Raw genomic sequence first — 20722 nt, forward strand, 5'->3', positions numbered from 1 at the left:
GAAAAGCTGGGAATAGGCAAACTGAAGTTGGCAGCTCAATTTAATGTAATTCAAGATAGGCTCCCTCTCTTTCGGAGAGGGCGGGGGGAGAGGATGATCCGGACCCGATGGCGCGGATTTGTTATCCGTGACGATACCGTCTTAAATTCCAAGCACCAATTTTTACCCACCGAAGCTTTTTAGCGGAGGAGGGCCAAGCACCAAATTTCAAATATATACTGGGGACAAGGTGACTTGGGGAGTGGGGGACGGGTGAACAGGAGACTAGGGGAAGAGGAGAACAGGAGACTTAAAAAAGTGTTCAGTGCTCAGTGGTCAGTGATCAGAAAAGCTGGGAGTAGGAAAACCTGAAGTTGGCAGATCTATTTTTAATGGAATTTCACGATAGGCTCCCTCTCCTTAGGAGAGCCTGTCCGCCGTGGCGGGGGCGGGGGAGAGAATGATTCAGTAATCAGGAGACTGTTTCTCCAATTAACTAATCCCCGATTAACCAATTAACCAATCCCCAATTAACCAATCCCCAATTAACCAATCCCGAATTAACGATTCCCGAATTAACGATTCCCGAATTAACCAATTTAACATACCTTTGTAACTAATTAAAGCTATAAATCCTTTAGTTTGCTCCTGAAAAATCAGCTTTGTGTACAGAAGATATTTGAAACCTCTTATTGATTTTTTGATAGCGCTGCTGGCTTATTTTTTTCTTTTGCCGGTATTCCTGTTAATAGCTCTTTTATTATTTATAGCAAATAGAGATAATCCTTTTTTTCTCCAGTTGCGGCCGGGTAAAAACGGAAAGTTATTCAGGATCATTAAGTTTAAAACTATGAATGACAGGAGGGACAGCAGCGGAGAATTACTTCCGGACGCCGAACGTCTTACTGCCATAGGCAGGATCGTTAGAAAGACCTCTCTTGATGAAATCCCGCAATTGATCAATGTTTTAAAGGGTGATATGAGTCTTATTGGTCCGAGACCTCTTCTTCCGGAATATTTAAAACTCTATACTCCTCATCAGCAAAAGCGGCACAATGTAAGACCGGGTATAACCGGATGGGCGCAGGTGAATGGCAGAAATGCGATTTCCTGGAGCAAAAAGTTGGAGCTGGATGTCTGGTATGTCGAGCATATTTCATTTTGGCTGGATGTGAAAATTGTCTGGCTGACCTTTTTAAAAGTTTTAAGATCTGAAGGTATAAATACTGCTAATATGGCTACTACAGAGCCTTTCAACGGAAGTAATTAATATGAATATATACGGCGCCAGCGGACATGGAAAAGTGATCATTGATCTGTTGCATTCCCGTATGCTGGAGATTCATCAGGTCCTGGATGACAACCCGGTCATAACGGGAATTTATGATTATCCTGTAGTACACGAATATACTCCCGAGGTATTACGACGGAAAACCATTGTTGCTATTGGCGATAATAAAACCAGGAAAAAAGTGGTAGACAATTTTCCCGGTACATTCTACCGCGGAGTAAGTCATGCAACTGCTGTTGTAGACCGGACGGTAGAAATAGGGGAGGGTACGGTGATCATGGCCAATGCTGCCGTCAATGCAGATACCATCATCGGTTCACATTGTATTCTGAATACCGGATGTATTGTGGAACACGATTGTGTACTAGGAAATTTTGCCCATATTTCTCCCGGTGCTGTACTCGCAGGGGGAGTAAAAGTGGGAGAAGGATCACATATTGGGATTGGCGCTTTAGTAATTCCGGGTAAAAAAATAGGTAAATGGTGCACCATTGGCGCAGGGGCAGTGATCATTGAAGATGTGCCCGACCATTCTACCGTTGTGGGTAATCCTGGGAAGATCATCAAAATCTTAGATAAAGAGAATGAATAAAGAAAAAATATGGCTTTCTTCCCCACATATGGGAGGAAATGAGCTTAAATATATTCATGAGGCCTTCGAGCAAAACTGGATTGCGCCTTTAGGACCTAATGTCAATGGGTTCGAGCAGGATCTTAAGGACTATTTATTTTCCGACTCTCCTTCCTTTGGGAAGGAGGATAAGCACTCTGGAACCCCCTCCTTTAGGAGGGGGCAGGGGGAGGTGAAAACGGAGGCAGGGGAGGTCGCTGTTCTCAGTTCAGGAACTGCAGCCCTGCATCTTGCACTTATTCTTGCAGGTGTGGAAAGAGGTGATGAGGTGCTTTGTCAGAGCCTCACCTTTGCTGCATCGGCAAACCCTATTGTTTATTTGGGTGCGACCCCGGTGTTTGTGGATAGCGAGGAGGATACCCTTAATATTTCCCCTTTCTACCTTGAAGAGGCCATTAAAGACCGTATTCAAAAAGGTAAAAAGCCGAAAGCCATAATAGCCGTACATTTGTACGGTATGCCTTATAAAGTTGAAGAAGTACAGGAAATAGCTTCCAGATATGACGTTACGGTAATAGAAGACAGCGCAGAAGCTTTGGGAAGTTCTTATAAGGGACAAAAATGTGGAACTTTTGGCGATTTCGCTATACTTTCTTTCAACGGAAATAAGATCATCACTACTTCCGGTGGCGGGGCATTAATAACCCGCAGCATTGGACTTAAGGAGAAAGCTGTTTTTCTTGCTACTCAGGCCAGAGATCAGGCTCCGCATTACCAGCACAGTGAAATAGGCTATAATTATAGGCTCAGCAATATAGCTGCAGGTATTGGCAGAGGTCAAATGCAGGTGCTCGATACGCATGTGGCGAAAAGAAGGGAGATGAACATGTTTTACCGGGAGCTGTTTGGCAGAGTTAAAGAAGTAAAAGTATTAAATGAACCTGAAAATACATACTTTTGTAACCACTGGCTCACGGTGATAAAAGCAGAAGACAATAGAGCCTTTGATACAGATGCTCTGCGGATGCATCTTGAAAAAGAGAATATTGAAAGCAGACCTCTGTGGAAGCCGATGCATATGCAGCCGGTTTTCAAAGATGCGCCTTTTTATGGAAACGGTGTAGCAGAGAAGGCTTTTGAAAATGGATTATGTCTTCCTTCAGGTTCCAACCTGGGAGAAGAAGAAAAAAACAGGATAAGTACTGCAATTAAAAATTTTCTGCAGTAAAAAAATCCTAAATGCAACACTATGGGTAAGAAGCTAAATTATGCCCTTCAGCAAATATTGTCCTCCGAGAACCGCCTGGATATAAGGAATATTAAATACCTGCCACGCTGGGCTATCTTAGGTATTGATACTGCTATTATTATTGTTGCCGATCTTCTGACTGTATTGGCTTTAAGGGACCTTACCTCTCATTTCTATGATTTTCTTACGATTTATGAGCGTATGTTCCTGGTACTGGGAGTAAATATTTTTTACTTTTTTATTTTCAGGACCTATGCGGGTCTTATAAGGCATTCTTCCTATGTTGATGCGCTAAAGATCATGTTAGCCTGCTTCAGTACTTTCGTTACCCTGCTATTTATTAATTATGCCACTTATATTCTCATTGGTGAGAAAATATATCTGGTTGCGGGGCTGATCTTTTATTTCCTGGTTTCTTTCTCTCTTCTTTTCCTGTTCCGGCTTTCGGTGAAGCAGGTCTACGAATACTTTAAAAGAACACAGCGCAATCAAAATTTGCAGAAGGCAATCATTTTTGGTGCAGATGAAAATGCAATTTCTATTGCAGGAGCCCTGGAAATAGAACATCCCAAGCGTTTTGATATCCGTGGCTTCATTACTCATGACAACACCCGCAGGAATATCAGGATACTTGGTAAGCCTGTGGTATACAATGGGTTGAAAGTTAGTGAGGAGGCCAAAGCTCTTGGAGCAACAGCGCTTATCCTTTCTGAAAATACACTGACAGCCGAGGAGAAATTTGCAGTTGTTGAGGACTGCCTGGAAAATGATATTAAAGTCTTTAATGCCCCTATTGTCTCTAATTATGAAGATGAACAATCGGTTTCTCATAAGGTAAAATCCCTGCAGATTGAAGATTTGCTGGACAGAGAACCTATTCTGCTCAATAAGGAGAACAAAAAGCAGCAGCTAACCGGAAAAACAATTTTGGTTACCGGGGGTGCCGGATCGATTGGAAGTGAGATCGTGCGACAGGTAGCGGAATATAATCCAAAGCTTCTTTTAGTGCTGGATCAGGCAGAAACTCCGCTGCATAATATGCAGCTGGAACTGGAGACAAAATTCCCCGATCTCAAATACCGGTGCATTATTTGCGATGTTGCGAACAGGAACAGGTTAGAATTACTTCTTCAGAAATCACCTGTGGACGTGATATACCATGCCGCGGCCTACAAGCATGTGCCCTTAATGGAGGCAAATCCTCATGAGGCTGTATTTGTGAACATTCAGGGAACCAAAAACCTGGCCGATCTTGCTGTCGAGAATAACGTAGGGCATTTTGTTATGGTTTCTACAGACAAGGCTGTGAACCCAACCAATGTCATGGGTGCCTCTAAAAGGGCTGCTGAGATGTATGTGCAGTCGCTTTATCATTCCGCCTGTGCCGGAGAATCTCCAAGGACCAAATTTATTACCACGCGTTTTGGAAATGTTTTAGGTTCTAATGGTTCAGTGGTACCGTTGTTCAGGAAACAAATTGAAAAAGGAGGGCCAGTGACCATTACACATCCCGATATTATAAGGTACTTCATGACCATCCCGGAAGCCTGTCAGTTGGTATTGGAGGCAGGAGCCATGGGGAAAGGCGGGGAGATCTTTATATTTGATATGGGAGAGCCCGTGAAGATCATGGATCTCGCGATCAAGATGATCAAACTTGCCGGATTTATTCCGAATAAACAGATCGCTATAAAAATAACAGGCCTTCGCCCGGGTGAAAAACTGTACGAGGAATTGCTGAGTGAGAAGAGCAAAACTTTGCCCACACATCATAAGAAGATCATGATCGCTGTTGACCAGCCCGGAAATTATGAAGAAATAAATACTGCTATTGAAAAGATCATTAAAACAGCCAGTAAATTAAAAAGCCATAAAGTTGTGGCAAGGTTGAAACTCCTGGTACCTGAATTTAAAAGCAATAATTCCACTTTTGAAAAGTTAGATAAAGATCCGGTAATTCATCCTACCCAGAAGAAAATTAGTTAAATGAGAACATTTGATCCCCCGAATTTTTTTTCCGTCCGCAAATTTTTTCTGAAATCAGTTCTTTTTCTTTTCGGAATAATTCTTATTTCCTCCTGTTCTACAAGAAAGGAGATTGTTTATTTCCAGGATTATGAGAGATTGCCAAACATGGCAGCACCAAAAGATTTTGAAGCTAAGATCGAGATTAACGATGTGATCCGAATAGATGTTTCTTCTATGGATGAAGAATTGGCAGCTCCATTTCAGCTTAACCTGAATACCCAGGGTGCGGGAGGAGGTGGAGGTAATCAGAATGCCGCAATGACCGGCTATCTGGTAAATTCTAAAGGGAATGTAAACTTTCCGGTACTCGGGGAAATATATGTTGAAGGAAAGAGCCGGGAGGAGCTGGAGGAAGAACTCACTTCCGTTCTTCGGGAGAAGTATTTAAGAGACGCAGTGGTAAGAGTCCGTATTGTGAATTTTAAGGTAACAGTAATGGGAGAAACAGGAAGTAGTGTTATCGATGTTGTAGATGAAAGAATATCGGTTCCACAGGCGATCGCTATGTCCGGAGATATTACTTATGATGGGAAGAGGGATAAGATCCTGGTGATAAGACAGGTGGACGAACAACTGAAGTATGAGATCCTTGATCTTACCAGTGTGGATATTTTTCAAAATCCGTTCTACTACCTAAAGCAGAATGATATAGTTTATGTGGAACCAACTTATAGAAAGGTGAAGTCCGCGGGATTCATTACCAGCTGGCAGGGACTTGTTTCTATTGTGACCACCGCCTTTAGTTTATTCATACTTTTTAGCAGATAATAAATGGAAGAACTCGAAGAGTTTTCAGAAAAGGAAGAATCGAATTTTGATCTCAAGGCAGAGATCTTTAAATACCTCAAATATTGGAAATGGCTGCTGTTTGGCTGTCTTCTGGGTCTGTTTATTGCCTACCTTTATAACCGATACACTCTTCCAGCCTACGCAACCCAGGCAACAATGATGATCCTGAATGAGGATAAAAATATGGTGGGAGCTTTGCCTTCCGGAGGATCTTCGGTGTTAGCCATAAATGATAATTCTCTTGACAATCAAATTGTTACTCTTAAATCTAAACAGCTGGTTGAAGGTGTTATTGATGAATTGAACCTAAACATTGCTTATTTCCTGGAAGGAAAAGTAATCGCTGTTGAAGCATATAGGAACAGTCCCATTATTGTCGAATTCTTAACTGATAAAGATATTGTCCATACATCCAGCTTAAATATTTGGGTTACTCCCAAGTCTGCCAGTCATTTCTTATTAGAACAGGAAGATGGTTCTTCCAAAAGCTATGAGTTTGGAGAACCTATAATAATTGATAATCTTCAGTTCGCAGTGGCTCCCAATAAATCATCTTTTGATTCCAGGACTACTGTAAATGTTACGCTTAGACCTCTGCGCACTGTAGCTAATGAATATATCACTAATATGACTGTGGCTCCGCAGGGAAAGGCTAAGGACATTCTCTCTTTGTCTATAATAGGAGAAGTACCTGAAAAATCCCGGGATTTTTTAAACACTCTGATGGTTCACTTTAATGCTGATGGGGTTGCTGATAAGAGGCAGGTTGCTGAAAATACAGCTAAATTTATTCAGGAAAGACTGGAATTAATCACCCAGGAACTGGATTCGGTAGAGGGGGGAATTGCTGATTTTAAGAGTGAGAACCGGTTCATGAGTGTGGAAAGTAGTGCCGGACAGTACATGGCAAAATCCACACGTGCGGAGCAGGAGATCTTCACTCTGGAAACTCAGCTCATGATCCTGGAGGGAATAGAAAATACGTTATCTTCTGCCAAACCTTATCAACTTCTTCCTGAGGGCATGGGTCTAGAGAAGGGTGGATTAGGTAGTTCTGTAGGAAAATATAATGAGCTCGTATTACAGAGAAATATTTATTTAAAAACAGGAACAACAGAAAACCCGGTGGTTGAAACGTTGACAGAACAACTGGATGCCCTGCGGGAAAATATTCTTAAAAATATTCAACAAACAAGAAGGTCTATAGACATTGAGCTACGGGAACTTTACCAGTTGGAGCAGACAGCAGAAGGGCAATTCAGTACCTTCCCTGGACTTGAGAAAGGGATTCGCAGTATAGAGCGCCAACAGGAAATTAAAGAACAACTTTATTTATTTCTGTTGCAAAGGAGGGAAGAATCTGCTATTTCTTTTGCCGCTACTTCCCCAGTAGCAAAAGTGATCGACCCCGCCTTCACTTTCAGTAGACCTGTAGATCCTAAGCCCTGGCTAATTCTTACCGGAGGAGGACTAATAGGTTTATTGATTCCGTTGATCGTAATATTTGTTATAAACTTTCTTGATACAAAGGTGCATCATAAAGGAGACCTTCAGCCTCTTACAAGACATCTCCCCTTTTTAGGTGAGATCCCAGGTGTAAGTAAGGAAGAGTCTGAAATGATCCAGTTAAACGATCGTTCACCTTTAGCTGAATCCTTCAGGATCTTAAGAACTAATCTGGCTTACCTCGTTCAATCGAGGAACAAAGATAGAGCTGAAGTTATTTATGTGACTTCTACTATAAAGGGAGAAGGAAAAACCTTTGTTTCCTTTAACCTGGCACGAACCCTTTCCAGTACAGGAAAAAAGATCCTACTGATTGGTGCAGATGTGCGCAACCCAAAACTGCACAAATTTGCAGGCAACACTTTGGAAACAAAAGGTTTGTCAGATTATCTTTATGACCGGGATATTCTGCCACAGTACGTTATTCAGCCAATGAACCAGGATAACATTCCTGTAGATGTTGTTTTCTCAGGAGCTATTCCACCTAACCCGGCAGAACTCCTCATGAATGACAGGATGGAGGAGCTTATTAATAGTCAGAAGACCAGTTATGACTTTATCATCGTGGATACCGCGCCTACCATGATCGTTACTGATACCCTCTTGATCAGCCAACTCGCAGATACTACCCTTTACGTAGTTAGAGCAGGCTACACTGAGAAAAAGTTGCTGGAGTTTCCTAAAGAATTGAAACAACAGGGGAAACTAAAAGGCCTGGCCATTGTACTTAATGATGTGGATTATTCCAAATTTTCCTATGGAGCCAAATATGGTTATTCCTATGGTTATGGCTACGGGTACGCAGCAGACGAAGACAAAAAGGGATTCTGGAATTTTATTAAAAAGCCTTTTAGTAGAAGTTAATATTTTATACCAAAATTAACGCTGTCAGCGGCTTGACGCCCTGACAGGGTTGCAGACCAGTTCAACATTTTCGATGAACAACCATTGTTCTTATCAGACCTCAATATCCCGGATACCTGGTAGATTAAGAAAGAAGCGTCCCTGCCTCGAGCCTGAAGGGCTCAGACAAATCAGCCCGGGGCAACGTCCCGGGATAAATAATGGAGATTATCCATTACCAGCCTGAAGGGCTGGAACAGGATCGGAATAGAAGATAAATTTAGTAGGTTAATTTTGAACGAGCTTTCCTATGCCGCTCCGCCGGAGCTCTTATCATAATACCTCCGAACTTGCCATAAATATTCCACTCCGGAGCTGATTTGTAAAGAATTAAGCTCCGGGGGAGCGACATGTTTATAGAAATGTTTCACATGATTCTAATGAGCGCCAGAGGTGCGGCATATCAAATAGGTTAAAAATGAAATGTCCCTGCCTCGAGCCTGAAGGGCTCAGACAAATCAGCCCGGGGCAACGCTCCGGGATAAATAATGGAGATTATCCATTACCAGCCTGAAGGGCTGGTACAGGATCTGGATAGAGGATAAATTTTGCAGGTTAATTTGGAATAAGCCTTATATGCCGCTCCGGAGCGACATGTTTAGAGAAATATTTTACCTGATTCTAATGAGCGCCAGAGGTGCGGCATATCATCAAAAAATAAAAACCTCAAGTCCCGGAGACCACCTGTGAGATCTATTTTTAGTAATGAAGTAATTTATAATTCTTGATTTCCGATTTTTGCTCTTTCCAAAAACAATTAAAAAGAAAATGTTTCTCTGGTTCGCTGAATAACCGGTAGAACAAGCTCCAGTTGTTTTTTGGACAATTGTGCCCCGGAAAGTTTTTCCAGATGCCGCATTTGGTGAGTATCTGTACCTAAAAAATCGATCATATCTTCTTCCAGAAGGCGATAAGCAATTTCCTGCATGTTCTTACCATAATGTCCAACCAAACTCAATGCGTTAAGCTGAAACAGGCAGCCTCTGCCTTTTAGGTCTGAATACCTGTTCAAAGATTTGGAATGAAAAAAGGCGTAGCGCTCGGGATGTGCGAGTACAGGTCTGTACTGCCGTGTTTGAAGCTGAAAGAGGATCTCATTTAGGTTAATTGGTGGCTGGAAATAAGACATTTCCACCAGGACCATTTTTTCTTTTAAGCATAGCAGATCTTCTTTTTCCATCAGCTCTAGAAAAGCCTGGTCCATCATATATTCTGCAGCGGCCTTGATTTTTACTTTGGTTTTATCCGCAGAATTCAATTCTGCCTTTAAAAGGTTTAGAGCATTTCCTATACTTTCAGGAGTATTGGCATAATAATCATTCATGACGTGAGGAGTCGCGATAAAGCTGCTGATCCCTATTTTTTTAAATGATTCAATAAGTTCCATGGATGCTTTTACATCTGCTGCTCCGTCATCTATTCCCGGTAAGATATGGTTGTGAATGTCTGTAAAATCCTCGAGCTGGTCTCTGAGAAAGTATTTCTTCTGAAAAAAATTGAACATGATGCAAAAATATAGATAAAATTACTGTTTTTATTCCAGAGTATATTGAGCTTTAGCGGAAGTATGCTACTTTTACGACACAAAATCATCACGTTATTAAAAAGCTCCCCCTCATATTGTTGCTGGTAATTTCGGCAGCCTTTTCGCAGGAAATAGAATATTCAGTTTCAGCCAATGCTCAGGGTCTGGTTTATTCCGGAGAAGAGAGTCCGTTCTGGATGCATTCCAATCAGCGGGGTCGTATTGATGAGGCTACAAATTACAGTTCCTGGATTACGGGCACCGGAATTTACGATTTCTGGTACGGTGGCAAGATAACAGCAGGCATGGGTGTGCTCTACCACGATGGATATACAAATGAGGCCAAACTTGATGAATTTTACGTTGGCTATGAAGATGACCGGATCGAGGTTTATGCGGGAAGCAAACAAAGAGAGGAATACTTCAGCGGGATCAGTGCTACTAATGAAAATATGCTGTGGTCGCTCAATTCCAGACCTGTACCTGGATTAAGCCTTAAAGTTAAACCCCTTACACTTTCTGAACGCGCCGGAATACGAGTAAAGGCTTCCTGGGAGGAATTCTTTTCTGATGAACATGAGAGATATATTCAGAATATCAGGATCCATCATAAAAGTCTACACTTTATTTATAGTGGTCTAAGAAATGTCGAATTAGTGGCCGGAGTGCATCACTACGTTCAATGGGGTGGAAAATCTCCGGAGTATGGGGAATTGCCTGCCGGGTTTGAAGATTATCTAAGAGTGATCACCGGAGGTAGTATTATTGGTGGTGACGGACTTGTGGGAGAGCAGGAGGTCAATGGTCTTGGAAATCATCTTGGAGGCTATGAGGTGCAGTTAAACACCAGTCTTTCTCACTACGATATTTCCCTCGTTTATAACACCCTTTTCGAGGATTTCTCCGGAATAAAACTTCGTAACACCCCCGATGGTCGCTATGGAATATACATAAAGGATCAACAGATTGAAAAGTGGGTGCAGGCTTTTATGTACGAATTCTATTTTACCCGTAATCAAAGTAAAAACTATCCCACAACCGACGGAAAGGACAATTACTTCAACAATCATCTTTACCGTTCAGGATGGACCTATGAGAACCGAATAATCGGACTACCTTTTATGATGCTTGATGAGGACAGATTTCGTGTAGCTCACAATAACATTGTTGCACATCATATCGGCATCAGCGGAACCGCCTTTTATCAGTATCCCTATAAATTTCTTGCCAGTTACAGAGGGAATTATGGAGCCAAAGCAGGAACCTCAAAACCTTTGGAAAGGATCATTTCAACCTACCTGGATATGAATCTATGGCAGGAATTCATCAATGTGAATCTGCAAATAGGTGCCGATCTTCATTCAACTTCAACAGAATCTTCAAACGTCGGCATCGGATTAAGGCTTGAAAAAAGCTTTTTTTAAGAGGGGTATTTTTTAGCCACGAATTCACGAATTGTTGAGCTTGACTGTAGGATTTAAAGTTTGGGCTAAAGCCCTCTCTCTTTAAATTCAAAAACCACCACCTAAAGGTGGTGGCAATTCATACAGTAATTCTATCATCCAAGCTTGTATCGTAAAATGACTATATTGTGTTCCTTTGAATTTTAAGGGCTTAGTGGGAAACAGAATTTTCGTAAGGCATGAATTGCCTCTGGCTTTAGCCGGAGAATGAAAATTAAATATAATTTAGGCTTTAGTCCATCTTCTATAAACTGAGCACTGACCACTGAACACTGAACACTAATATTTACTCATCCTTAAACAAAATCGTATAACTCAGATAGATGGCTGCCACCGCTGCCAGCAGGAAAAATAATATTGCCAGTCCGGGGTATCCAAAGATCATAAAAGGGGAGGGGACGCTCATCAACATCGCAGCACCTATTATCATGGCAGCGATAATAAGTCCCAGGGTTATACGGTTGGCCACTTTCTGAAATCCGTCGGTAAATCTTTTTTCGTCAATGGCATCTATCTTAAAGCGGAATTCATTCCGGGCAAGATTTTCAGTGATCTTATCAATACGATCGGGAAGATTTTCCACCAGCTTCTTGGAATCCAATAGAACTGAAAAGATCTCTTCCGGCTTCAGTTCATTCAGCATTTTATTCTGAAGCAGTTTATTCATATACCGTCTTACAGCTTCCCGCAGGTCATATTCAGGTGCCAAAAATGCAATGATCTGGTCCATGTTCAGGAGGATCTTTCCGAGGATATTTACATCCACCGGAAGATGTATTCCGTTTAGTGCTGCACTCCTGTTCATCTGGATCAGTAATTTACCCGTCTGCATTTCCTGCGCGGTACTGTTGCTACTCTCCTGTACCATGATGCTGATCTGCCTCCGGAATTCTTTTTCTGTAGCCTCTTCTGTCATCTCGCTCATCCGTAGCAGAATGTCGGCAATCTCTTCACCGTCGTTTTTGCTGAGCCCCAGGAGGAGTCTGAGCAGGTAATCCTTCATCTTTTTAGAAAACTGTGCGACCATTCCCAGGTCTATCAATGCGATCTTTTCATTTTCGAGAAGGTGGATGTTTCCCGGATGTGGATCGGCATGAACAAAGCCATCAGAAACTATTTGCTTTAAATAAGCCTCAATAAATTCATCAACCAGAGGAGTGTAATCGTTTTCGGTTTTTTTCAGCGGAGAAACACTGGTGATCTTTTTACCTTTTACATATTCCATGGTCAGGACCCGGGAGGTCGTGTAATCCGGAATGGGTTGGGGAACGATCAGCCGGCGGTAGTCCTTAAGGTTAGTACCTAAAGTTACCAGGTTGGTAGCTTCTCGCAGGTAATCCAGTTCATGTAACATGATCCTTCTTAATTCTCCCAGTACATCGCTGAACCCATATTTCTTACCAGTTTCAGTGTGTTTCACCGCCAGCGCTGCCATTTCCTCCAGGGTGTCCAGGTCTTCCAGAAATTTCTTCCTTATTCCCGGTCTTTGCACTTTCACAGCTACGGTTTTACCTGAGCGCAGTTCGGCCTTATGGACCTGACCAATAGAGGCACTCGCAAGAGGTTCTTCTTCAAAGTAATTAAAAGCTTTGGAAATTTTTGAACCTAATTCGTGTTCCACGATCTCTCTCACTTCCTCATAAGGAATCGGAGGCAGATCATCCTGCAGGGAAGCAAGGGCTTCAAGATATCGGTCAGGAAGCAGGTCGGGACGCGTAGAGAGCAACTGACCGAGTTTCACGTATGTCGGCCCCATTTCCTTAAGGTCTTCCACGAGTTCTTCAGGGGATTGCTCATAATCCTCAAAGCCTCGTGCTGTTTCTTCTTCCATGGCATTGGAAGCGGTTTGGTTGAGGAGATCACTATTCCAGTATTTGAGCATAAAAGTTAGAAACTTTTGATAGCGTGCAAGATTCTCGGGCAGAATAGACATAGGTTGATTTAGTTGGCAGGGGGAGATAGTTAAACTCGACTATCTCATGTTGTAATAATTACTCCTGCTTTATTTTGTAATTAAAAATATAATTTTATCAGCCGCTCGCAGCCGGTTTTTCAATATTTTAACTGTGAGAGGAGAGGGGAATGCCTAAAGCCGAAGGTTTTTAAGGCATCATGAAAACATTTTAAAGCCTTGAGAGAAAATGTCTTATAAATTTCTCATTTTTGAGAGGCTAAAAAAGCTAAAAAAGGTTTGCACAAATGTATCTGAAGACATACATTTGCAACCGCAAAATATTTGCAAGTTCATTTAAATAAAGGAGAGTTGCCAGAGTGGTTAATGGAGCAGTTTGCTAAACTGTCGACGAGCAATTGTCGCGTGAGTTCGAATCTCACACTCTCCGCTAGAAAGGTTCAAGGTTCATGGTTTAAAGTTCAAGGTTTGTATTATCAATCTTTAGATTAAACAACCTGGAACTTTAAACTTTAAACATTGAATTAAGAGCGTAGCTCTTACTCGGGGTGTAGCCCTTCGTCAAATTTCTCATGAAATTTGCTCAGGATAAACTCCGCCCGGTTATCGCGCCTGCTTTGGGTAGATGATTGGAATTTGAAATTTGTTTATTGAAATTTATCAGCGTCGGCTGATTTCGGGGTGTAGCGTAGCCCGGTTATCGCGCCTGCTTTGGGAGCAGGAGGCCGCAGGTTCGAATCCTGCCACCCCGACAAAACAAAGCCTTGCACGAAAGTGCAGGGCTTTTTTGTTTTGACCGAAAGCCAAGCTTGCTTGAGCTTGAAGGAAAAAACAAAAAAGCCCGCGCAGGCGATAGCCTGCAGGCTTTGTTTTAGTTCCACCCCTTCAGGAGCACCGACCGCAGGGAGGTAATCCTGAAGGTAGAAGTACGAAGGTAGATTTACGAAGTGGGTAGTGGAAAGTCCGAAAGGCCAACAAAAAAGCCCGCGCAGGCGCTAGCCTGCAGGCTTTGTTTTAATTCCACCCCTACAGGATCACCGACCGCAGGGAGGTAATCCTATAGGTAGAAGGACGAAGGTAGATTTACGAAATGGGAAGTGGAAAGTCCGAAAGGCCAACAAAAAAGCCCGCGCAGGCGCTAGCCTGCAGGCTTTGTTTTAATTCCACCCCTACAGGATCACCGACCGCAGGGAGGTAATCCTATAGGTAGAAGGACGAAGGTAGATTTACGAAATGGGAAGTGGAAAGTCCGAAAGGCCAACAAAAAAGCCCGCGCAGGCGCCAGCCTGCAGGCTGGGGGCAAGATCAAAAACCAACCCCAAAAATTTTAAGCCCCATTTAACCCTTTTCTTCCTATTTTTAACCCCGCTCAGGGAGGCATTTCCTGCAGATTTTCATAATTTTAAGGCAAACAGTATTTTTGGATCAGGAACCTTTATATCAGTCGAGATTTGACGCGCTTCAGTGTTGTGTCCTCATACCTACATATAACAATCACGCTACATTAAAAAGAGTTATAGATGATGTGCTCAGCTTTACCACAAATATCATCGTGGTAAACGATGGCTCGACAGATGCTACAGCGACCATTTTATCTACTTTTGAAGAACTTCATATCATCGATATCCCGGTGAATAAGGGAAAGGGCAATGCTTTAAGGACAGGCTTTGCAGTCGCTCAGGAAAACGGCTATGAATATGCTATTGCCATGGATTCAGACGGGCAGCACTTCCCGGACGACCTTGACGTTTTTCTTAGTGCTCTTGAAACTCATACGGCAGAAGAACCTCTGCTTGTCATTGGTTCCCGAAAAATGGATGATCCCAGTGTGCCCGATAAAAGCAGTATAGGAAACCGTTTTTCTACGCTGACTTACTGGCTGGAGACAGGGATAAAACTTCAGGATACTCAGTGCGGGTATAGATTATATCCTTTACGTGCTGTAAATGAATTGAATCTTTATACTTCCCGCTTTGAGCTTGAGATCGAAGTCATCGTAAAAGCTGCCTGGGAAGGAGTAAAGGTGATCAATTTGCCGGTAAAGGTGCTCTATGATCCCGAGGAGCGGGTAACACACTTCAGACCGTGGCAGGATGTGGCCCGAATTACCATTCTAAACATTTTCTTCGTATTTATTGGGGCTTTTTACATTGCGCCGCGGAATTTACTTCGGAAGCTGAAAGTTCAAAGAGATGAACCTGTAACCGAAACCGGCTTTACCGAAGAAAAACTGCCCCTGGAATAGCAGCCGATTTTAGCATTTTTGACACATCAGCACCACCTTTTCTTCAGAAAGAAGAGTAGTGAAAAAGAGATAATCAGCTCCGCCATCTTTGATTTTAAAGATCTTTCGCAGGTTTTCTACACTTTCAGGAAAATTTCTGACCGTTATATTTGCTTTGCCCGATCCAAAGGCTTTTTTCAAATCCTTTTTCCGGTAAGGCAGGATCTTTTCAATCCTGAAACTCCTGCCGGGAAAATCTTCCACAAATCCTCCGGTAAACAGCTGTGTGTTTGGATGCAATTTTTCAAGCCCGTACTGCTCACCAAGGGCGGCGAATGATCCGCTTTTCATTATAGCGGCATTAGGTTCATACAGATATTCCTGTGGTTCCCCATATTCTTCTTCAACCTGCTGAGAAAAAGAACTTTCGAATACCTGCTTTTTCTGCTTCTGAAAATTGATCGTTTTGATCTTAATTTCTGCTGAAGTTTCACAGTCCAGGATCCACAACAGCTCTTTTACATCATTATCAACCGCCACTATATGGATCTCCCGAACATTTTCAAGTTCCCTCAGTCCGGCCTGAATGTCGAGAAGGGGAGAGGTTTTGATCATAAGGTTTCCGGCTTTCTCCTGAAGTAGATCCAATGTTTCAGGTACGTTCGGAAGGCAATCTGAAAGCAAGAACACCCTGCCTCCTGCGTCATCGCGACGGGAAGGATCCACATAGATCCAGTCAAAAGTTTCAGATGTGTTTTTCAGAAAAGCCATTCCGTCTCCTGCTTCAGAAATGACATTTTTGGCACCTAAAATTCCGAAGTTGTGGGCGGCAATCTCCTGCAGATCCACATTCAGCTCTAAATGATAAACTTTCTCCACCTGCTTTGAAAAGAAGTAGGAATCAATTCCGAAGCCGCCGGTAAGATCCACCAGGGTTTTTCCTGAAACCAGCGAAGCTTTATATTCCGCAGTAATTTCTGAAGAGGTTTGCTCGAGATTTATATTGGGCGGATAGATTATGCCGCGGTGTTTGAACCAGGTGGGAAGTTTCTTTTCGGCTTTTTTCTTACCCGAAAGTTGTTCCAGAAGTTCGCGGGTAGAAACCTCTATAAAAGGACTGCCCTGAAATGCCATTTTTGAAGTCTCTTCTTTAAAATGGCTCTCAAGGAAATCCTGAACTTCTTTATTTAGAAGGTCTTTATTCAATTAAAGGTCGCGGGTTAGCCGTTTTACAATTTTATATTCGCTTAAAGATTCTTTGGCGATCACTTTCATTGCAGTATAAAAAGGAACTGCGACCACCATTCCCATAATTCCCATGGTCAAGCCTGCTACCAGGATCACCAAAAAAATTTCAAGTGGATGTGAACGAACACTTGCTCCAAAAATAAGCGGCTGATTAATAAAATTGTCGATCAACTGACAAAATAAATATCCTGCCATTACGTAAATAAGTTGTGGCAGAATAATGGTCTGGAAATCGGCTCCCAGGTTACTCGAAATCACAAAGAGAGAGATTAAAATTCCTGCAATGATCGGTCCCAGATAGGGAACTATGTTTAAAAAAGCACAGATAAAAGCAATTGCTATAGGGTTGTTGATCTCAAAGATCGACAGGAGAATGCTATATAAGATGAATAAAACTGTGATCTGCATGGTAAGACCCACGAAATATCGGGATAGCAGCACCTTAATTTTATTAAAGACCCTCTGGAATTTATCTTCATGACCTTTATTTGCAAAAACTAAAATACTGTTGAGCATTAATTTGCTGTCCTTTAAAAAGAAAAAGGAAATGAATATCACCGAAAAAACAGCAATAATGCCTGCACCAAGAATTCCGAAGAAATTATTGAGGTACTGCGGAATGGTAGCCAGATCAAAATTCCTTATAAATTCTGTTTGCTTAATTCCTTCAATAATATCGATCTCCTCTACGCCGAGATAATTATTGATCTGCATATTAAGTTCATTCAGGTCGCGGGTAAATGCATCCATATCTATCTGCCCGAGGTTCTTACTTTGTTCCACCACGATTGGAATGAAAATAGTGATGAGACCAATGAAACTGCTTAATACCAGCAGTAGAACCATCACCACGGCAATCTTGTTCGGGATCCTCAGGTGGTTGCGAAGAAAGATCACTACAGGTCTTCCTACCAGCGAAATTACTCCTGCTATAGCTATATAAACCAGTACTGACTGTATTTGGTAAAGGAAGTAAAGCAGAATAGCTATTCCCAACACGATGGCAATAGCCCGTAAAATTCCGTAGGAAAGCTCTTTCTCGTTCACGAAGTAAATATATTATTTCTCATCGAACTGGCTGCAGGCTTTTTGTAATTTCAAAAAGAGCAATCCCTGCGGCATGAGTAACATTCATGCTGCTATTCCTGCCAAACATATTGATGTGAAGTAGTTTATCGGACATTTTTAAAATTCCGGAATTTATTCCTGAATTTTCATTCCCCAGTATCAGTGCAATTTTATTAAACTGCTTATAATCCAGACTTTCCACCGGCACACTTTCTTCTGCAATCTCCAGTGCCACTAGTGAATAATCCTCATCTTTCAGGCTCCTGCACACTACTTCGGAATTTTCATGCTCCTCAAAAATGACATTTTTGACAGTCGCTCTGGCAGTTCTTCTTAGCCGGTTGCTTTGGAGATTGACTTCAGTTCCACAAAAAATGATCTTTTCAATGTTGAAAGCGTCTGCCAGCCGAAACAGGCTGCCCATATTTGCCAATCCCGATACCCCATCGAGTACCAATATCAATGGAAATTTTTTCACCTCAAAATCTGTGGTTTCGTGGGTTTTCTGCATTAGTTGCTGAAGGCGTATTTAATGATATTTGCACCCATTCGTAAAGCCTTAAGCCGCACTTCTTCGGGATCATTATGCACCTGAGGATCTTCCCAGCCATCGCCAAGATCACTTTCATATGTGAAAAGGCAGAGCAGTCGGTCATTTTCAAAAATTCCAAAGGCCTGGGGCCGTAGACCATCGTGTTCATGGATCTTTGGAAGCCCATCGGGAAAATTGTAAGCTGCAGAAAAAATGGGATGGGAGGAAGATAGCTCTTCCAGTTCTTTCTCCGGAAAGAGTTTTTTCAGCTCCCGGCGAATGTATTCATTCATGCCGTAGTTGTCATCCATGTGCAGGAATCCGCCGCCTAAAAGGTAAGTCCTAAGGTTCTGGACTTCTTCATCACTGAAAAATACATTTCCGTGGCCGGTCATGTGAATAAAGGGATATTGAAAGATATCTGCACTTCCGGGCTCGACGGTTTGGGGCTTAGCCTCAATAGAAGTATTGATGTTTTGGTTGCAGAACTCAATAAGATTAGGCAGGGCAGTAGGATTACCGTACCAGTCGCCTCCACCTTTATATTTTAAAACAGCGATTTGCTGGCCAAAAAGGTTAAGCGTAAAGAATAGTAAGAAGATAAAAGAAAGAAGTTTTCTCATGTTCCTAAAATAGCAAAAAACCAGCTCATTCTTGTTCGTTGATTAAAGCCACAGTATGACAGGCAACCACTCCGGCAGTCTCTGTGCGAAGTCTGCTGTTTCCAAGGCTCACAGCTTCCCAGCCATTTCTTGTTGCAATTTCAATTTCTTCAGATGAGAAATCACCTTCGGGACCAATTAAAATGGTAGTAGAAACGCCTTTTTTGATACCCCCCGAGAGTAGCTTTCTAGGCTGATCTTCCTCACAATGCGCAATAAATTTTGTTCCGTTCATCTCCTTCTTCATAAACTCTGAAAAACTTATAGGCTCATTGAGAATCGGCATTCTTGCATGCAAAGATTGTTTGAGTGCACTCTGGATCACTCTTTTAAATCTTTCCGTTTTCACTACTTTTCGTTCACTATGGTCGCAAATCACCGGAGTGATCTCCTGTACGCCAATCTCTGTGGCCTTTTCTAGAAACCATTCATAACGGTCATTCATTTTTGTAGGGGCCACAGCGAGGTGCAGATAGTATGGTGGTGCGGGTTCCTTTTCAGCCTTCAAAATTCGGGCGCTACAGTTATTAGCATCCGCCATTGTGATCTCCGTTTCAAAGATCCAGCCTTTGCCATTAGTGAGCTGCAGGGAATCCCCCTCTTTTTTCCGAAGCACTTTTACAATATGCCGGCTTTCCTCCCTGGAAAAGCGGACTTCCTTATCATTTGCTGAAACTTCGGGATGGTAAAATAACTGCATGCCTTAAAATTTGATCCGTGCTTTTGCAGTGATTCCCATATCGGCAAAATCTTCAGAAATAAATTTATAATGTCCTGCTATCGCTATCATCGCAGCATTATCTGTAGTGTATTCGAATTTGGGAATATAGGTTTTCCAGCGGTATTTTGCTTCGGCTTCTTTTAGTGTTTGTCTAATTCCGCTATTGGCTGAAACTCCACCGGCAATTGCGATCTGCCTGATGCCGGTCTGCTTTACAGCCTTCTTCAGTTTATCCATTAAAATTCCTATGATCGTATGCTGAATGGAAGCACAGATGTCTTCTATATTCTCCTCAATAAATTTCGGATCTTCCTTAATCTGTTTCTGAATAAAATACAGGATCGAAGTTTTCAATCCGCTAAAGCTAAAATTGAGCCCGTCGACTTTCGGTTTTGGGAAAGGAAATGCTTCCGGATTTCCTTTTTGAGCATATTTATCGACCAGTGGGCCACCGGGGTACGGCAGACCAAGGATCTTTGCGCTTTTGTCAAAAGCTTCTCCGACTGCGTCATCCAAAGTTTCCCCGATCACTTCCATTTTGAAGTAATCACTCACCTTCACGATCTGGGTATGACCTCCACTAATGGTAAGAGCTAAAAATGGAAATTCCGGCTTCTGAAACTCTTTTTCCTCAATAAAGTGCGCCAGGATGTGTGCCTGCATGTGATTCACATCTAGCAGCGGAATATTTAATCCCATGGAAAGGGACTTGGCAAAGGAAGTTCCTACCAGCAGAGAACCCATTAATCCGGGGCCACGGGTAAAAGCAACTGCCGAAAGATCATTCTTTGTAATTCCGGCGCGGGAAAGCGCCTCATGTATCACCGGAACGATGTTCTGCTGGTGGGCTCTTGAAGCCAATTCGGGCACTACGCCGCCGTACTTTTGATGGATTTCCTGGGTGGCAACTACATTGGAAAGTATCTTTCCGTTATGAAGTACCGCTGCGGCCGTATCATCACAGGAAGATTCGATGCCGAGTATATAAATATTTTGTGAAGCCATCTTTAGCATTTAGGCCTGAAAATTGTTAATATTGTTCGCAAAGTTA

At 42.4% G+C, this 20722-nt stretch carries 17 protein-coding genes and 2 tRNA genes; 10 read left to right on the plus strand and 9 right to left on the minus strand.

The genetic code is table 11. The features are described from left to right. Positions 1–475 precede the first annotated feature (475 nt). Positions 476–577 (minus strand): hypothetical protein, encoded by a 102-nt coding sequence (locus G564_RS20860; protein ID WP_156879156.1) that lies wholly within the window; start codon positions 575–577, stop codon positions 476–478. 66 nt (positions 578–643) lie between these two features. On the opposite strand from G564_RS20860, the gene G564_RS0101195 reads away from it, so the two are divergent. The 6 genes from G564_RS0101195 to G564_RS0101220 all read left to right on the plus strand — a co-directional run bounded on the left by G564_RS0101195 (position 644) and on the right by G564_RS0101220 (position 8277). Then, positions 644–1249, plus strand: coding sequence for a sugar transferase (locus G564_RS0101195; RefSeq protein WP_029036042.1), 606 nt, complete (start codon positions 644–646; stop codon positions 1247–1249). Position 1250: 1 nt separating this feature from the next. Next, complete coding sequence (locus G564_RS0101200) at positions 1251–1862, plus strand: acetyltransferase (protein ID WP_029036043.1); 612 nt, start codon at positions 1251–1253, stop codon at positions 1860–1862. Next, positions 1855–3069 (plus strand): DegT/DnrJ/EryC1/StrS family aminotransferase, encoded by a 1215-nt coding sequence (locus G564_RS0101205; protein ID WP_029036044.1) that lies wholly within the window; start codon positions 1855–1857, stop codon positions 3067–3069. The genes G564_RS0101200 and G564_RS0101205 overlap by 8 nt, the downstream gene beginning before the upstream one ends. Positions 3070–3090: 21 nt before the next feature. Then, a complete protein-coding gene (locus G564_RS0101210) occupies positions 3091–5076 on the plus strand; it encodes a polysaccharide biosynthesis protein (RefSeq protein WP_029036045.1) in 1986 nt (661 codons plus the stop codon). A gap of 147 nt (positions 5077–5223) precedes the next feature. Further along, a complete protein-coding gene (locus G564_RS0101215; RefSeq protein ID WP_245583641.1) occupies positions 5224–5886 on the plus strand; it encodes a polysaccharide biosynthesis/export family protein in 663 nt (220 codons plus the stop codon). 3 nt (positions 5887–5889) lie between these two features. Next, a complete protein-coding gene (locus G564_RS0101220; RefSeq protein ID WP_029036047.1) occupies positions 5890–8277 on the plus strand; it encodes a GumC family protein in 2388 nt (795 codons plus the stop codon). A 796-nt stretch (positions 8278–9073) separates the two neighbouring features. Here the strand turns inward: G564_RS0101220 and G564_RS0101225 are convergent. After that, positions 9074–9820 (minus strand): tyrosine-protein phosphatase, encoded by a 747-nt coding sequence (locus G564_RS0101225; RefSeq protein ID WP_029036048.1) that lies wholly within the window; start codon positions 9818–9820, stop codon positions 9074–9076. Positions 9821–9936: 116 nt separating this feature from the next. Here G564_RS0101225 and G564_RS0101230 point away from each other — a divergent pair, with 116 nt between their 5' ends. Then, complete coding sequence (locus G564_RS0101230; RefSeq protein ID WP_245583642.1) at positions 9937–11265, plus strand: capsule assembly Wzi family protein; 1329 nt, start codon at positions 9937–9939, stop codon at positions 11263–11265. 325 nt (positions 11266–11590) lie between these two features. Here G564_RS0101230 and G564_RS0101235 read toward each other — a convergent pair whose 3' ends face one another. After that, positions 11591–13237: an ABC1 kinase family protein gene (locus G564_RS0101235; RefSeq protein ID WP_029036050.1), complete on the minus strand. Its 1647-nt coding sequence runs from the start codon at positions 13235–13237 to the stop codon at positions 11591–11593. Positions 13238–13561: 324 nt separating this feature from the next. Here G564_RS0101235 and G564_RS0101240 point away from each other — a divergent pair. The 3 genes from G564_RS0101240 to G564_RS18280 all read left to right on the plus strand — a co-directional run bounded on the left by G564_RS0101240 (position 13562) and on the right by G564_RS18280 (position 15461). Beyond that, positions 13562–13646, plus strand: a tRNA-Ser gene (locus G564_RS0101240). Positions 13647–13893: 247 nt separating this feature from the next. Beyond that, positions 13894–13968: transfer RNA gene (locus G564_RS0101245), tRNA-Pro, on the plus strand. A 668-nt stretch (positions 13969–14636) separates the two neighbouring features. Next, the gene (locus G564_RS18280) at positions 14637–15461 is read left to right on the plus strand and encodes a glycosyltransferase family 2 protein (RefSeq protein WP_084625559.1); all 825 of its coding nucleotides are present in this window, start codon (positions 14637–14639) and stop codon (positions 15459–15461) included. 9 nt (positions 15462–15470) lie between these two features. Here the strand turns inward: G564_RS18280 and G564_RS0101260 are convergent, their stop codons facing one another. From G564_RS0101260 to tsaD, 6 genes are read right to left on the minus strand one after another with little or no spacing between them, the layout of a single operon-like run. Beyond that, the gene (locus G564_RS0101260) at positions 15471–16646 is read right to left on the minus strand and encodes a THUMP-like domain-containing protein (protein ID WP_029036052.1); all 1176 of its coding nucleotides are present in this window, start codon (positions 16644–16646) and stop codon (positions 15471–15473) included. Further along, a complete protein-coding gene (locus G564_RS0101265) occupies positions 16647–17735 on the minus strand; it encodes an AI-2E family transporter (RefSeq protein ID WP_029036053.1) in 1089 nt (362 codons plus the stop codon). A 19-nt stretch (positions 17736–17754) separates the two neighbouring features. After that, positions 17755–18267, minus strand: a complete 513-nt coding sequence (locus G564_RS0101270; RefSeq protein ID WP_029036054.1) for a TrmH family RNA methyltransferase — start codon at positions 18265–18267, stop codon at positions 17755–17757. Continuing rightward, entirely contained in the window at positions 18267–18911 is a 645-nt protein-coding gene (locus G564_RS0101275) for a DUF4159 domain-containing protein (RefSeq protein WP_029036055.1), read from the minus strand. The genes G564_RS0101270 and G564_RS0101275 overlap by 1 nt, the downstream gene beginning before the upstream one ends. A 25-nt stretch (positions 18912–18936) precedes the next feature. Beyond that, a complete protein-coding gene (locus G564_RS0101280) occupies positions 18937–19650 on the minus strand; it encodes a 16S rRNA (uracil(1498)-N(3))-methyltransferase (protein ID WP_029036056.1) in 714 nt (237 codons plus the stop codon). A gap of 3 nt (positions 19651–19653) precedes the next feature. After that, positions 19654–20676, minus strand: a complete 1023-nt coding sequence (tsaD, locus tag G564_RS0101285; protein WP_029036057.1) for a tRNA (adenosine(37)-N6)-threonylcarbamoyltransferase complex transferase subunit TsaD — start codon at positions 20674–20676, stop codon at positions 19654–19656. Positions 20677–20722 lie beyond the last annotated feature (46 nt).

The organism is Salinimicrobium xinjiangense DSM 19287, from assembly GCF_000423585.1.
Classification (GTDB): Bacteria; Bacteroidota; Bacteroidia; order Flavobacteriales; family Flavobacteriaceae; genus Salinimicrobium; species Salinimicrobium xinjiangense.

Bases quoted from the DNA above. Each gene is read 5' to 3' on its own strand.
- G564_RS0101200 (WP_029036043.1), top strand. From the start codon at position 1,251: ATGAATATATACGGCGCCAGCGGACATGGAAAAGTGATCATTGATCTG.
- G564_RS0101205 (WP_029036044.1), top strand. From the start codon at position 1,855: ATGAATAAAGAAAAAATATGGCTTTCTTCCCCACATATGGGAGGAAAT.
- G564_RS0101210 (WP_029036045.1), top strand. From the start codon at position 3,091: ATGGGTAAGAAGCTAAATTATGCCCTTCAGCAAATATTGTCCTCCGAG.
- G564_RS0101215 (WP_245583641.1), top strand. From the start codon at position 5,224: ATGGCAGCACCAAAAGATTTTGAAGCTAAGATCGAGATTAACGATGTG.
- G564_RS0101220 (WP_029036047.1), top strand. From the start codon at position 5,890: ATGGAAGAACTCGAAGAGTTTTCAGAAAAGGAAGAATCGAATTTTGAT.
- G564_RS0101225 (WP_029036048.1), bottom strand. From the start codon at position 9,820: ATGTTCAATTTTTTTCAGAAGAAATACTTTCTCAGAGACCAGCTCGAG.
- G564_RS0101235 (WP_029036050.1), bottom strand. From the start codon at position 13,237: ATGTCTATTCTGCCCGAGAATCTTGCACGCTATCAAAAGTTTCTAACT.
- G564_RS0101270 (WP_029036054.1), bottom strand. From the start codon at position 18,267: ATGCAGAAAACCCACGAAACCACAGATTTTGAGGTGAAAAAATTTCCA.
- G564_RS0101275 (WP_029036055.1), bottom strand. From the start codon at position 18,911: ATGAGAAAACTTCTTTCTTTTATCTTCTTACTATTCTTTACGCTTAAC.
- G564_RS0101280 (WP_029036056.1), bottom strand. From the start codon at position 19,650: ATGCAGTTATTTTACCATCCCGAAGTTTCAGCAAATGATAAGGAAGTC.
- tsaD (WP_029036057.1), bottom strand. From the start codon at position 20,676: ATGGCTTCACAAAATATTTATATACTCGGCATCGAATCTTCCTGTGAT.